15 protein-coding genes and 1 riboswitch are annotated in these 12,969 nt (G+C 67.4%); of the genes, 10 read left to right on the top strand and 5 right to left on the bottom strand.

Annotation, left to right across the window (positions count from 1 at the left end):
- The first annotated feature begins 112 nt into the window (after positions 1-112).
- The 6 genes from IRG63_RS08250 (at position 113) to IRG63_RS08225 (ending at position 6,562) form a co-directional block, all read left to right on the top strand.
- Positions 113-1,396 (top strand): MFS transporter, encoded by a 1,284-nt coding sequence (locus IRG63_RS08250; protein WP_193509831.1) that lies wholly within the window; start codon positions 113-115, stop codon positions 1,394-1,396.
- Positions 1,397-1,442: 46 nt separating this feature from the next.
- On the top strand, positions 1,443-2,534 hold the full coding sequence (locus tag IRG63_RS08245; RefSeq protein WP_193509830.1) for an Rv2578c family radical SAM protein: 1,092 nt from the start codon (positions 1,443-1,445) through the stop codon (positions 2,532-2,534).
- Between the two features lie 759 nt (positions 2,535-3,293).
- Positions 3,294-4,052, top strand: a complete 759-nt coding sequence (locus tag IRG63_RS08240; RefSeq protein WP_227411973.1) for a M23 family metallopeptidase — start codon at positions 3,294-3,296, stop codon at positions 4,050-4,052.
- A gap of 49 nt (positions 4,053-4,101) precedes the next feature.
- On the top strand, positions 4,102-4,935 hold the full coding sequence (locus IRG63_RS08235) for a glycosyltransferase family 2 protein (protein ID WP_349236156.1): 834 nt from the start codon (positions 4,102-4,104) through the stop codon (positions 4,933-4,935).
- 29 nt (positions 4,936-4,964) lie between these two features.
- Positions 4,965-6,197, top strand: coding sequence for a DNA polymerase IV (dinB, locus tag IRG63_RS08230; RefSeq protein WP_193509829.1), 1,233 nt, complete (start codon positions 4,965-4,967; stop codon positions 6,195-6,197).
- 50 nt (positions 6,198-6,247) lie between these two features.
- Positions 6,248-6,562: a hypothetical protein gene (locus IRG63_RS08225; protein WP_193509828.1), complete on the top strand. Its 315-nt coding sequence runs from the start codon at positions 6,248-6,250 to the stop codon at positions 6,560-6,562.
- Here the strand turns inward: IRG63_RS08225 and IRG63_RS08220 are convergent.
- Together IRG63_RS08220 and IRG63_RS08215 are read right to left on the bottom strand one after the other, a co-directional pair.
- Positions 6,559-7,332, bottom strand: a complete 774-nt coding sequence (locus tag IRG63_RS08220; RefSeq protein ID WP_168626782.1) for a hypothetical protein — start codon at positions 7,330-7,332, stop codon at positions 6,559-6,561. The two genes, IRG63_RS08225 and IRG63_RS08220, sit on opposite strands and share 4 nt — an antisense overlap.
- A 6-nt stretch (positions 7,333-7,338) precedes the next feature.
- On the bottom strand, positions 7,339-8,253 hold the full coding sequence (locus IRG63_RS08215; protein ID WP_193509827.1) for an LLM class F420-dependent oxidoreductase: 915 nt from the start codon (positions 8,251-8,253) through the stop codon (positions 7,339-7,341).
- 26 nt (positions 8,254-8,279) lie between these two features.
- Positions 8,280-8,390, top strand: a riboswitch (TPP riboswitch).
- A 92-nt stretch (positions 8,391-8,482) separates the two neighbouring features.
- Between IRG63_RS08215 and IRG63_RS08210 the strand changes: the two genes are divergently transcribed.
- The 4 genes from IRG63_RS08210 to IRG63_RS08195 all read left to right on the top strand — a co-directional run bounded on the left by IRG63_RS08210 (position 8,483) and on the right by IRG63_RS08195 (position 11,700).
- Positions 8,483-9,043: an ECF transporter S component gene (locus IRG63_RS08210; protein WP_349236157.1), complete on the top strand. Its 561-nt coding sequence runs from the start codon at positions 8,483-8,485 to the stop codon at positions 9,041-9,043.
- 83 nt (positions 9,044-9,126) lie between these two features.
- Positions 9,127-10,488, top strand: a complete 1,362-nt coding sequence (locus tag IRG63_RS08205; protein WP_168626785.1) for an ABC transporter ATP-binding protein — start codon at positions 9,127-9,129, stop codon at positions 10,486-10,488.
- Positions 10,485-11,237, top strand: coding sequence for an energy-coupling factor transporter transmembrane component T (locus IRG63_RS08200; RefSeq protein ID WP_168626786.1), 753 nt, complete (start codon positions 10,485-10,487; stop codon positions 11,235-11,237). The genes IRG63_RS08205 and IRG63_RS08200 overlap by 4 nt, the downstream gene beginning before the upstream one ends.
- Positions 11,227-11,700, top strand: a complete 474-nt coding sequence (locus tag IRG63_RS08195) for an ATP-binding protein (protein WP_168626787.1) — start codon at positions 11,227-11,229, stop codon at positions 11,698-11,700. The genes IRG63_RS08200 and IRG63_RS08195 overlap by 11 nt, the downstream gene beginning before the upstream one ends.
- A gap of 3 nt (positions 11,701-11,703) precedes the next feature.
- On the opposite strand, the gene IRG63_RS08190 is transcribed toward IRG63_RS08195, so the two are convergent.
- From IRG63_RS08190 to clpS, 3 genes are all read right to left on the bottom strand, one after another.
- Positions 11,704-11,985 (bottom strand): metallopeptidase family protein, encoded by a 282-nt coding sequence (locus tag IRG63_RS08190; RefSeq protein ID WP_193509965.1) that lies wholly within the window; start codon positions 11,983-11,985, stop codon positions 11,704-11,706.
- A gap of 81 nt (positions 11,986-12,066) precedes the next feature.
- Entirely contained in the window at positions 12,067-12,531 is a 465-nt protein-coding gene (locus IRG63_RS08185) for a DUF2017 family protein (protein WP_168626789.1), read from the bottom strand.
- Positions 12,531-12,815: an ATP-dependent Clp protease adapter ClpS gene (gene clpS, locus IRG63_RS08180; protein ID WP_168626790.1), complete on the bottom strand. Its 285-nt coding sequence runs from the start codon at positions 12,813-12,815 to the stop codon at positions 12,531-12,533. The genes IRG63_RS08185 and clpS overlap by 1 nt, the downstream gene beginning before the upstream one ends.
- Between the last annotated feature and the right edge of the window lie 154 nt (positions 12,816-12,969).

The raw sequence follows: 12,969 nt of genomic DNA, 5'->3' as shown, positions 1-12,969 counted from the left end.
GTTTTGCGGCAAATCCCTGCTTCCCTTTTCCCTTGTCGGTGGCTGGTGCAAGGCTTGACGGGTAGCAGTCGCCACGTGCGGACCATCGTCGAGGGGCCGAGCGGGAGAGCCCATGAGAATCCCCAACGCAGCGAAACCGTTCCTTGTCGCGCAGTACCGCATCCTGGTCGCCGCGCTGACGCTTTCCATGTTCGGCACGGGCGTGTGGCTGATCGCGGTCGTCTTCCAGGTCATCGATCTTGGCGGCGGCCCGGTGGAGCTCTCCTGGGTCGTGCTGGGCTCATCACTCGGGCTCGTCGCCGCGGTGCTGTTCGGTGGAGTGGTCGCCGACCGGGTCCCGCGCCGCACCATCCTCGTCGCGGTCGAATCGACTCGCACCGCAGGTGCCGCGGTCGCCGCGACGCTGTCGCTCACTGGCAACCTTGAACTCTGGCACCTGGTCGTCATCGCGACGGTCCTCGGCTGCGCCGACGGCTTCTTCTACCCGGCGTATTCGGCGCTCCTCCCATCGGTGCTCCCGGACGAATTCCTCCTGGCGGCGAACGGTGTCGAGGGGATGCTTCGGCCCGTCATCATGCAGGCGGCCGGCCCGGCCGTTGCAAGCGCGATCATCGCCGTTTTCTCGCCCGGTGTGGCGTTCGCCGTGGTTGCCGCGTCCCAGGCGCTCGCGGTCGGCGGCCTCGTCATCATGCGCCACATCCCGGTCGAGCGAGAGCCGCGGGACGGGCATCCGGTTCGCTCAATGCTCTCCGATCTCGGTGCAGGCTTCGTCTACATGGTCCGCACGCCGTGGCTGTTCGGCACGCTGCTGTACGCGAGCGTGCTGGTGTTCCTGATCATGGGGCCGATCGAGGTGCTGCTGCCCTTCGCAATCCGCGACGTCGTCGGCGCGGACGATGCCGCGGCATCTTACGCGCTCGCGCTCGCGTCGTTCGGGATCGGCGGCGCGGTCGGGTCGCTCATCGTGGCGTCGCTGCGCTTGCCGCGACGTTACCTGACGATCATGGTGCTGCTGTGGGGTGCGGGTGGCGCACCGTTGGCGATCATCGGCTTCGCCCAGCAACTGTGGCTGATCATCGCCGCGATGTTCATCGTCGGCTTCTCCTACTCGGCGGCGAGTGTCGTGTGGGGAACCCTGTTGCAGCGCCGCGTGCCGTCCGCCATGCTCGGGCGGGTTTCGAGCCTGGACTTCTTCGTCTCGCTCGTGTTCATGCCCATCTCGATGGCCCTCGCCGGACCCGTCGGCGTCGCGATCGGCAACGCTCCGGTGTTCCTGATTGCGGGACTGGCGCCGGTGGCGCTGGCGGTGCTGACGATCGTCATCTTCCGAATGCCGAAGGACGAGCTCGCGCATCCCCTCGATCAGGTGCCGGAGCCGGTCGAACGCACCGAATGAGCGCTGCACACTTGCATCTCGGTCGAACATATGTTCGAATAGGGGAATGCGGTGGAGCGGCCAGCAGATCGACCAGGAGCAGCCGGATGCCCTTCCGGGTCTCGCGCGCCTGAACAACCTGGTGCGCACGGTTCGCACACCCGACTTCGACGGCGTGACGTTCTACGAGGTGCTGGCAAAGAGCGCGCTCAACCACATCCCGAAACAGACGGCGATGCCGTTCGGATGGACCATCAACCCGATGCGCGGCTGCCTGCACCGCTGCACCTACTGCTTCGCGCGGCCAACGCACCGCTACCTCGACCTGGATGCCGGCGACGACTTCGACACGCAGATCATCGTCAAGGTCAACGTTGCCGAGGTGCTCGCGAAGGAACTTTCGAAGCCGACCTGGGGGAGGCATCCTGTCGCCCTCGGCACCAACACGGATCCCTACCAGCGGGCAGAGGGCCGCTACCGGCTCATGCCCGGGATCATCTCCTCGCTCGCCGCCAGCGGAACCCCGCTGTCGATCCTGACCAAGGGAACGCTGCTGCGGCGCGACCTTCCGCTGCTTGCGGAAGCCAGCAGGGTGGTGCCGGTCGACCTCGCGATGTCGATCGCGATCTACGACGACGAACTGCAGCAATCGGTCGAACCGGGAACTCCGACGGCGAAAGCGCGGCTCGCGACCGTCACCGCGGTGCGCGAGGCGGGTCTGGAGTGCTCGGTGTTCATGATGCCGATCCTCCCGTTCCTCACCGACAGCAAGGAGCATCTCGACCTCGCACTTCGCCAGGCGAAGGCGGCCGGTGCCAGTTCGGTGCTCTACACCGCGCTGCACTTGAGGCCGTTCACCAAGGAATGGTTCATGCAGTGGCTTGAGCGCGAGCATCCGGAGCTCGTCGCACGCTACGTCGCGCTCTACGGCGACAAGGCATACGCGCCCACCGGCTACCGCAAGTGGCTCGCCGCGCGCATCCGTCCGCTGATCCGCGCGCACGGCCTCGATCGCGGCAGAACCGATGCCTCAACCGGTGGGGTGCGATCGAGCGCTCTCGGGATGCTCCGAGGCGACGACGGTGAGCGCTCCCTCATCGCAGAGGAGCTGCCGCCGGGCATGGCCGCGCACCTGGAATCCCAGCCCACCCTCTTCTAAGCCAGCTATTCATCCGGATACCCCGTGAAGTTCATGGGAAGCAGGCGTCGGCAGCGGGCCGCCACCCTAGCATCGGCCTCAACAGTCGGGCGTTTGTAGGGGAGCAGGTTCGCTTGTGTCCAGGTCAGGGGAGCAGTCGAAGTCAGCCGCGGCGCTGGCGACTGGACCGATAACTCAGCCCGCAGCCGTGACCTCCGTGGGGAATGCGGGACTGACGGCCGTGATTCAGTACGGCGGACGGCGTTTCCAATGCAAGCCGGAGATGGCGCGGATCTTCCTGAAGCGAGCCCGAGCAGTGATCGAATGCGGCGAGCATGAACTCGTGCCTCTGCTCCACAGCGAGGGCGTCGAACTGCTCTTGATCTCGCGAGCTACGCCTTATTCGCTGCTAGAGAACTAGCGGCTACAGCGCAAACTCGAAAATTTTCGGGCGTTTTCGTCCGCTTCACGGACCGTGCTCACATCCGGAGATCCCTGCAATGACGGGCAAGTAGCGGCCCCTGCGCGGCGTAGGTAGAACGTTCCCTCTTGAGAACGGTTCGCAAGTTACTCAGGTAGCGCGGAGGTTCGGCAATCAGGATCGTTTCTGGCACTTCTCCTCGCGGGTTGAGTGTTGGCGTGTTTGATCCGCCGACTGGTCGACCTGGACAGGTGCCCGGATGCTCGCCCCCCGAGTTCCGTGCGCCGCGTGTGCCCCGCCGCATCGACGTTCCACCACGCGTTCCCTAGACGCCTGACCCGGAAGACACAACTACCCCCTTGCTGATCGAGAAGATGCGTGCCGCCATCAAGCACGCCACACCCGAAAAAGCCGCAAACCAGAAGCCCAGTGGACGCCGACGCGGCGTCGCCAAGGGTGGCGTCCGCCATTTCACGGCGCGCTACCTCGGGGAACTCGGCCTCGGCATCGTCGCACTCGCCGTGATCGTCGGTGCCGGAGTAGGTGTGCCGGCCTACGGTGACGCTCTCGTCGTCGCTTCCGACATGACGCCAATGGAGCAGGTCTCGGAGCAGGATCTCGCCCCGCAGGCAGTCGAGGTCGACAAGAAGGCTCCGAAGCAGGCCGTGCACCGCGACACCTACGGTGCAACCGAGGCGCCGCCGGAGGTCGTCTGGCCGGTCGGCTCGGGTGCGACCATCACGAGCGGGTTCGGTGCCAGAGCCGGATGTTCGATCGGTTGTAGCTCCAACCATGAGGGCATCGACTTCACGCCCGGCGCCGGCGCTCCGATCGTGGCCGCCGCCGACGGCGTCGTGACCGCTGCCAACACCGGTGGCGCATACGGCGTGCACGTGCGCATCAAGAGCGTCGTGGCCGGCCAGGAGGTCGAGACCATGTACGCACACATGCAGCACGGCTCGATGGCCGTCAGTGTTGGCCAGAGCGTCACGGCCGGTCAAGTCATCGGCGCAGTCGGCAGCACCGGCGTCAGCACCGGCCCGCACCTGCACTTCGAGGTTCACGTGGGTGGAGGCCCCATCGAGCCGCTCGGCTGGTTGCGCGCAAACTCGGTCTGAGTCCGCGAGGGGACACCGGCTCAGGACGGCCACAGGCTAGCCTGAGCCGGTGCCCTCGAACCCAACGACAGTGTCGATCGTCATTCCCGCCTACAACGAGGAGGCGTCGATCAAGGGGTGCGTGCTGGCTGCTGTCCTGCAGACCAGGCCGGCCCACGAGATCATCGTCGTAGACAATCGCTCGACCGATCGCACCGCCGAGATCGTGAAGGGGCTGCAAGCGGAGCATCCGCAGCAGTCGATCATCTACGTTCAGCAGAACGACGTGCAGGGCATCATCCCCACACGCAACGCGGGCCTCGACGCGGCGACCGGAGACGTGATCGGCCGAATCGACGCGGACTCCGTCATCGAACCGACCTGGGTCGAGGAAGTCCAGAAGGCATTCGCCGATGAGTCGGTCGCCGCAGCGACCGGCCCTGTCCTCTACTACGACATGCCACTTCGACGGTTCGGACTGAAGGCCGACGACCGCCTGCGCCGGGTCATCCTGAGCCTGTCCCGGGACTACCACTTCCTGTTCGGCAGCAACATGGCGATTCGGCGTCAAGCGTGGGAGGCCATCCGGGCCGACACCTGCCTTGATGAGAAGGATGAACTGCACGAGGACATCGACTTGTCCATCCACCTCGCGCAGCACCGGCTGCGCGTCGCCTACGTGCGCTCGATGGTGAGCGGGATGTCGGCCCGCCGAGTCGAGGACAGCCCGCGCGAGTACAGCTACTACGTCGGGCGCTTCGAGCGCACCTACGCGCGACATGGCCTCATGAACCCGCTGTTGCGTGCTCCGATGGTCGTCTTCTTCGCCGTGTACCCGCTCGCCAAGGCCATCCGCACCCTCCGCAACCGCAGGCTCTTCCTGGACCACGCGCCGGGCCGCTGACGGTCGGTCGCCGGGGTTAGCCTGATTGCGTGGGCAAACAGGACGGCAGTGACCGGCAGGTCAGCGCCGAGGACATCGACAGCAGTTCGGCGCCCATCCTGCACGTCGACCTTGACGCGTTCTTCGCGTCTGTCGAGTTGCTTGAGCACCCTGAGCTCGCCGACAAGCCGGTGGTCGTCGCCCACAATTCGGCGCGCTCGGTGGTCACTGCGGCGAACTACCCGGCGCGCAAGTACGGGGTGCGCTCGGCGATTCCGCTGGCCAGGGCGCTGCAGCTCTGCCCGAAGGCGATCGTGCTCGAGCCGCACTTCGACCGGTACCGGGCGCTGTCGCGGCAGGTGATGGCCATCCTCGACGACGTTTCTCCGACTGTGGAACGGCTCGGCATCGACGAGGCCTTCGTCGACGTGTCCGGCGCGGGCGCGGTGATCGGCTCACCGGCTGAGGCAGCGGAGTTGATCCGCGGCCGCGTGCTCGCAGAGACGGGGCTCACCTGCTCGGTCGGAGCTGCGGCGACCAAGTTCGTCGCCAAGCTTGCCTCCGGGCGTGCCAAGCCTGACGGGCTGCTGGTGATCCCTCGCGACGAGACGCTGGCGTTCCTGCATCCGCTCCCCGTCGGTGCACTATGGGGAGTCGGGGCGGTCACCGAGAAGACGCTTCTGGACCGCGGCCTCGGCACCATCGGCGACGTGGCGGCGGCGCCACTGGCGACGTTGCAGCGGGCGCTCGGCGAGGCATCCGGTCGCAAGCTGCACGAACTCGCGAACGGCATCGACCCGCGGCCGGTCGACACGAACTCGGTGGAGAAGAGCGTCGGGCACGAAGTCACGTTCGAGACGGACGTCACGGATGGCGACCTGCTGCGGCGCGAGTTGCTTCGCCAATCGACTCAGGTGGCCGCGCGGCTCCGCGACGCCGGACTAGCCGGCCGAACCGTCGCCCTTAAGCTGCGCTTCTCCGATTTCACGACCATCACGCGATCGCGCACGCTCGCGGATCCGACCGACCTCGGTCGCCGGATCTACGACGAGGTGCGCTCGATCTACGATGCCCTCGACAACCGGAGGCCCGTGCGGCTCATCGGTGTGCGCGTCGAACAGTTGACCGGTGATGAGGCTCAGCCGGCGCTGTGGGACACCGACGACAGCTGGCGGGAGGCGGAGCGCGCGATCGACGGCGTCGCCGACCGGTTCGGCCGAGGGGCGCTGCGTCCAGCTGCGCTGCTGAAGCCGACGGCACCCATCCGCCCGTCCGGTTCTTGATTCTCGAGGTTCACTGCGAGTCTTGAGCATGCGGGACGTACGGTTGCGTCATGCCAACAGTCGCAGAGGAACTCGCGGAGTCCGTGCCCAAGCGCGGTGTGAAGCTCGCCTACGGTGAAGCCGTCGTCATGGGAGACACGACGCTGGTGCCCATCGCGATGGTCACCTATGGCTTCGGCGGCGGTGGGGAGAGCGGCAAGGGCGGTGGTGGCGGGGGCGGCGCGACGATGCCGCTCGGCGTCTACGTGACGCGCGGCGCCACAACCAGTTTCCGGCCCAATCCGGTCGCGCTGCTCGCGGTGTCCATTCCGCTCGTGTGCGCTGTCGGCTGGGCGATCTCTCGCATCGTGAAGGCGATGCGCTAGACCCAGCCGAGCCGGCGCCTGACCGCCTGTGCGCCGCGGTGTGGGAAGGCGTCCCAGCCGGGGGCGAGTTCCTCCTCGGCGAGTTCGAGCAGCAATCGAGCGCATGTCTCGACGTCCCGCTCCTGCGCATCGGCGACGCGCGCGGCGAACTCCGGATGCACCAGCTCGATCCTGCGCAGAACGTCGAACGCGTCGAGCCGCTCCGATCCGATGCCGGGTTGCCTCAGCACCAGCGCCTCCAGCAGTGAACGCACAGCGACCGAGCGCACGCCCTCGCCGGCGATGAGCTTTTCGCCCCTCCGGTACCGGCCGACCCCGATCAGCAGCACCGCGATGAACAGCAGGATCTCCTGCTCGGCGTCGACACTCTCCCGCGGACTCTCCCGCGACACCATCGCTTCGATCGCCGGGCCCACTCCACCGCGATCGAGGACCACCAAGGCGGTCTTCCCCTGCCAGACGGCCAGGTCGTCAACGGATGCGACTCCGAACTCGAGCACATGACCGTTGTCGTAGATGACCTTGCGGCCGCCCTCGTGCTCGGGTGCGGCCACCGCGATGCGTTCATGCTCTGGCAGCCAGTCGAGGTTCCGCTTGTACTCCTCCTGGCGGCCCGGTTGAACGACGAGCGCGAAGTCGTGGTCAGACCACTCATCGGCTCGGGAGCGGTCAGCTGCTGAACCCATGAACACCAGCCCGATGACATCCGGCCGGTCCGAGACACTCGCAAGCAGCCGGTCGCTGTATGCCTTGAACTCGTCGCGCCGCACTGTGCTCTACCCGACCTGCGGGACGATCTCGGTGGCGAAGAACTCGAGCTGGTCCAGGTCCTGCAGGTCCAGCAGCTGCAGGTAGACGCGAGTGACGCCGAGTTCGGCGAAGGCCCCGAGCCGATCGACAACCTCGATGGGCGTGCCGACGATCCCAGTGGGTCGCATCCGGTCCAGATCCCGCCCGATGGCCTCCGCCCTGCGCTGGGCGTCAGCGGTGCTCGCGCCGACAGCGATGGTGCCCCCGATCGACAGGATCGGCACCTCGCGTTCGGCGGCCTCGCTCGCCTGGCGAACCCGCGCCATCCGGGCGCGGTGCTCAGCCAGGTCGACGAACACCGAGTTGTACTCGGTCGCGAAGCGCGCCGCGAGGGCGGGCGTGCGCTTCGGCCCACCGCCGCCGACGATGATCGGCACGCTGGATTGAGTGGGCTTGGGCAGCCCGGGTGCGTTCTGCAACCGGTAGTGCTCACCCTCGTACGAGAACCGGTCGCCGACCGGCGTTGACCACAGCCCGGTGATCAGCTCGAGCTGCTCTTCGAGCATCCCGAACCGCTTCGCGGGGAACGGGACACCGAGCGCGGTGTGCTCCTCCTCCATCCAGCCGGTGCCGAGCCCCAGTTCGACCCTGCCGCCGGACATCTGGTCGACGCCGGCGACCTGGATCGCGAGGATGCTGGGATGCCGGAAGGTGACCGAGGTCACGAGCGTGCCGAGGCGGATGCGACTGGTCTCCCGGGCGAGGCCGGCGAGCGTTGTCCATGCATCCGTCGGCCCTGGCAGCCCGTCGCCGCCCATTGACAGGAAGTGGTCGCTGCGGAAGAAGCCGTCGAAGCCGAGCCGCTCTGTCGCTTGCGCGACGGCGAGCAGATCGTCGTAGCTCGCACCCTGCTGGGGCTCTGTGAACACGCGGAAATCCATCGTCCCACCGTATCCGCACTAGAATGGGTGCCGAACACGGGAGTCCGGTGAGCCGGGCTGAGAGGAAGCTGATCGAAGCTTCGACCGTCGAACCTGATCTGGATAATGCCAGCGCAGGGAGGGCCAAATCTCTACTCCCGTGCCTATTTCAACCACTGAAAGGGCACGAACAGTGACCAGCACTTCAACAACCAAGCAACCCGTCGTCCGCCGTAATCTTCGCTGGCGCGTGGTCGACATCGTGGTGGCGAGCGTCATCGGCGTCGCATCCGGCGCGGTCTTCCTGGTTTGGAATGTCGCCTCCGAGCCCGTCACCGGGCCGCTCGGCGCGCTGCTGCCGGGTCTGCAGGCGCTCGGCCACGGCTTCTGGCTCTTCGCGGGCGTGCTCGCGGGGCTCATCATCCGCAAGCCGGGCGCGGCGCTGTATGGCGAACTGCTCGCCGCAACGGTGTCGGCGCTGGTCGGCAACCAGTGGGGCGTAGACACGCTGGTCAGCGGCGTCGTGCAGGGTCTCGGCGCGGAACTGGTGTTCGCGGTGTTCCTGTACGCCAATTACCGCGTCTACGTCGCGATGCTCGCTGGCATGGGCGCCGGGCTCGCGATGGTCATCCACGACCTGATCGTCTGGTACGCGGGCGCCGACACGCTGTTCGCCACGGTCTATGCGGTCTGCGGGATCATCAGCGGTGCAGTCATCGCCGGGCTGCTGTCGTGGCTGGCCATGCGTGCGCTCGCCCGGACGGGAGTGCTCAGCCGGTTCGCGGCCGGTGAGTCGGCCAAACGGGTGTGAGCGCGTCGACGCGGGTGAGTGCGCCCGCGCGCGTCACCGCTCGCGGCTGGGGTTGGAGACACTCCGGCCGCGAGAGGTGGGCGGTGGACGGTATCGACCTCGACATCCGGCCGGGGGAGCGGGTTCTGCTGCTCGGGCCATCAGGGGCCGGAAAGTCCACCCTGCTCTCGGCGCTCGCCGGCGTGCTCGGCGGTGCGGATGAGGGCGAGCAGCACGGCGAGCTGACGATCGACGGCCGCGAACCGGATCCCGCACACGGGAGGGTCGGCTTAGTGCTGCAGGATCCGGAGTCCCAGGTCATCATGGCAAGGGTCGGCGACGATGTGGCCTTCGGATGCGAAAACCTTGGGATTGAGCGTGAGGAGATCTGGCACCGGGTCGGCGAAGCGCTCGATGCGGTCGGCCTCGATCTTGCACTCGACCGTTCAACCGCGGCGCTCTCCGGCGGGCAGAAGCAACGGCTCGCGCTGGCCGGGGTGCTCGCGATGCGACCGGGTCTGCTGCTCCTGGATGAGCCGACCGCGAACCTGGACCCGGACGGCGTGCTCGAGGTTCGCGACTCTGTGAGCAGGGTGCTCGAGGCCACCGGCGCAACGCTCGTGGTCGTCGAGCATCGAGTCGACGTGTGGCTGCCTGTCGTCGACCGGGTCATCGTGCTCTCGCCCGAGGGCGGGGTGATTGCCGACGGGGACCCCGATGCTGTGCTCGTCGACCACGGCGAAACGCTCGCCGCGAGCGGCGTGTGGGTGCCCGGTCGCGAAGCCTGGAGTCCGGAGCGGTTCGCGCGACCGGGGGAGGCGCTGCTCACCGCCGACTCGCTCAGCGTCGGCCGGGCGGGTACCGTGGTCCGCTCGGAAATCGACCTCGAGTTGCGCGAGGGCGTGGCGACCGCGCTCAGCGGTGCGAACGGATCCGGGAAGACCACGCTCGCGCTCACCCTTGCCGGGCTGCTGCCGTCGGTCGCCGGCGAGGTGGCGGCATCCGATGCTCTGCGCGCCGGTATCGGCCCGCATCCGTACCGCTGGAAGTCGCGCGACCTGCTCACCCGCATCGGAATGGTGTTCCAGGAACCGGAGCACCAATTCCTCGCGTCTACAGTCCGCTCCGAGCTCGAGGTCGGGCCGAAGGCGCAGCGGCTGCCGGAGCCCGAGGTGCGCGACCGCGTCGACCAGTTGCTGCAGCGGTTGCGGTTGGAGCATCTGGCCGAGGCAAACCCCTTCACGCTGTCCGGTGGGGAGAAGCGCCGGCTCAGTGTTGCAACCGCGCTCGCTACCCGTCCGCGCCTCCTGGTGCTCGACGAGCCGACGTTCGGTCAGGACGCGCGCACCTGGCGGGAGCAGGTGGCGTTGCTCGCCGAGCTGCTCGATGAGGGCAGCGCGGTGCTGTTCGCAACGCACGATCGGGTGTTCGTCGAGGCGCTCGCCGATCAGGAGGTGTCGCTGTGACCGCGTTCGCTCGGGTGAACCCGGTGGCCAAATTGGCCGCGGCCCTGCTGCTGGCGGCGTGCCTCGTCCTGACCATCGATCCGGTGTCCGCGGCGACGGCGCTCCTGCTCACCGGCATCGCACTCCCGTTCATCGGGCCAGGGTGGCGAACGTTCTGGGCGCGAACCTGGCCGGTGTGGGTCGCCGCCCCTCTGACCGGGTTGACGATCCTGCTCTACGGGCAGGCATCCGGAACCGTGTATGTCGAGTTCCTGGCGGTGCGGATCAGCGACGGGTCGATCGAATTGGCGGTGGCCACGACCTTGCGCGTGCTGGCGATCGGGCTGCCCGCGGTGGTGCTGTTCAGCTCGGTCGACCCGACGGATCTCGCCGACGGTCTGGCACAGGTCTGGCGACTGCCCAACCGCTTCGTGCTCGGCGCCCTGGCCGGCCTGCGGCTGGTCGGCTTGTTCATCGACGATTGGCGCTATCTCGAGCTCGCGCGTCGCGCGCGTGGCGTCGGCGACACCGGGCGGATCCGCCGCATCCCCGGGCAGGTGTTCGCACTGCTCGTGCTGTCCATCCGGCGCGGGACGAAGCTTGCGACCGCGATGGAGGCCAGGGCGTTCGGCGGAGCTCATCGCACCTGGGCGCGTGAATCGCGGTTCGGTGCCGCCGAGTGGCTGGTGGTCGCATCCGGCGCCCTGGTCGGTGCGGCGGCTATCGTTGCTGCCGTCGTGACAGGGGAGTGGAACTTCATTGCTGGTTGATCGGATTCTCATCGACGGTCGGAGCGGATCCGGCAAGACCAAGGTGGCTCACGGGCTGCTGGAAGCGATGCCGGATGCCCAACTGGTGCGCCTCGACGAGCTCTACCCGGGCTGGGACGGGTTGGAGGCGGGCAGCCGACACGTTCACGACTTCATCCTCGCGGCAGAGCGGCCTCGCTGGAGACGCTGGGACTGGCTTGCCAACGAGCCAGCCGAGTGGCACGAACTGAACCCCGCCCGGCCGATCATCATCGAGGGGTTCGGCGCGCTGTCCCGGGAGAACCGGGCGCTCGCGACCCTCGGCATCTGGGTCGAGTTGGATGCCGAGACGCGCAAGCAGCGTGCGCTCGCTCGCGACGGCGACACCTACGCGCCGCACTGGGACCGCTGGGCGGCCCAGGAGGACGCGTTCATTGCGCGGGAGCATCCGCAGGACCTGGCCGACCTGGTGATCGACGGCTGATTCTCAGGCCCAGCCGAGCTCGTGCAGCTGCCGGTCGTCGATGCCGTAGAAGTGGGCGATCTCGTGCACGAGCGTCACATGGATCTGATCCTTGAGCTCGTCGAGGTCCTCGCTGATGTCCAGCAGCGGCTCGCGGTAGAGCACGATCCGGTCCGGCAGCTCGCCGAAACCGTAGTTGCCGCGTTCGGTCACCGCCACCCCGTCGTACAGTCCGAGGAGATCGAGGGAGCCATCCTCCGGGCGATCCTCGACGACGAAGACCACATTCTCGAGTCCGTCGACCATGTCATCGGGCAGCTGATCGAGTTCGTCGACGACGAGCTGCTCGAACTCGTCCGCCCCGATGTCATACACATCGACAGCCTGTCATGAGTCGAGGACCTCGACGAGCGAGTTCTGCACGAAGCCGAGCCAGTCGTAGAGGTCCTGAAGCACGATGTCGGCGCTGCGGTCGTCTTCGCGCTCGATGCCGAGCCGGGAGGCGAGGGTCAGACGGATGTCGGTGAGCGCCTTCATCCAGGCGAGGGTCTCGCCCGGGTTCAGTGAAAGTTCCCCGCTGTCGACGGCCGCGGACAGGGTCGTGGTGACCAGGGTCGCGTTGTGCAGCTTCCGTTCGACGAGCCCATCCTGGGTGAACCGGCGGAACTCAGCCGATGCGTCCGCGTCATCCGGGTAGGCATCGGGGAGCAGCCGGATGACCGCCGGATCGCCGTCATCCGGGGACTGGAGGAGGGTCGCCAGCTGGGAGGCGAGACTCTGCAGCAGCAGTGCTTCGTCGCGGTCGATTTTCGCGCTGATGCTGCCGTCCTGGTGGCGCTCGAAGCCGCGCATCAGGCATCCGCCTTGCCGAGCGTCGCCCAGAGCCCGAAGTCGTGCATCGCTTCGACGTGCCGCTCCATCTCCTCGCGGCCGCCGGTGGCGACGACCGCTTGGCCGGTGAGGTGGACCTGCAGCATGAGACGCTCCGCCTCGGCGGCTGCGTAACCGAAGTACGAGCGGAACACCCACGCGACGTAGGACATGAGGTTCACCGGGTCGTTGAGCACGATCGTGACCCAAGGCACATCGATCGACTCGCGCTGGCGCGTGTCAGTGGATTCGATGGTCTGGGGCATGGTTCCACCCTTGCACACCGCGCGGCGACGCACAGTCTCCAACGATCGCTTCCGCGCGACGCTGCTTCAGTTTGTTATCGATGCGCCTGCTACAGCGGCCGCATCGATAACAAACGGGCGCATGGTTGAACGCGCTCGACTCAAGACGAGTAAT

Origin of the sequence: Cryobacterium sp. BB736 (genome assembly GCF_014980265.1) — a bacterium.
In the GTDB taxonomy this organism is placed as follows: domain Bacteria; phylum Actinomycetota; class Actinomycetes; order Actinomycetales; family Microbacteriaceae; genus Terrimesophilobacter.
This window is presented reverse-complemented; position numbering and strand designations above follow the sequence as displayed.

Bases quoted from the DNA above. Each gene is read 5' to 3' on its own strand.
- IRG63_RS08250 (WP_193509831.1), top strand. From the start codon at position 113: ATGAGAATCCCCAACGCAGCGAAACCGTTCCTTGTCGCGCAGTACCGC.
- IRG63_RS08245 (WP_193509830.1), top strand. From the start codon at position 1,443: ATGCGGTGGAGCGGCCAGCAGATCGACCAGGAGCAGCCGGATGCCCTT.
- IRG63_RS08225 (WP_193509828.1), top strand. From the start codon at position 6,248: ATGCCAACAGTCGCAGAGGAACTCGCGGAGTCCGTGCCCAAGCGCGGT.
- IRG63_RS08215 (WP_193509827.1), bottom strand. From the start codon at position 8,253: ATGGATTTCCGCGTGTTCACAGAGCCCCAGCAGGGTGCGAGCTACGAC.
- IRG63_RS08190 (WP_193509965.1), bottom strand. From the start codon at position 11,985: ATGGTCGACGGACTCGAGAATGTGGTCTTCGTCGTCGAGGATCGCCCG.
- IRG63_RS08185 (WP_168626789.1), bottom strand. From the start codon at position 12,531: ATGCGCGGCTTCGAGCGCCACCAGGACGGCAGCATCAGCGCGAAAATC.
- clpS (WP_168626790.1), bottom strand. From the start codon at position 12,815: ATGCCCCAGACCATCGAATCCACTGACACGCGCCAGCGCGAGTCGATC.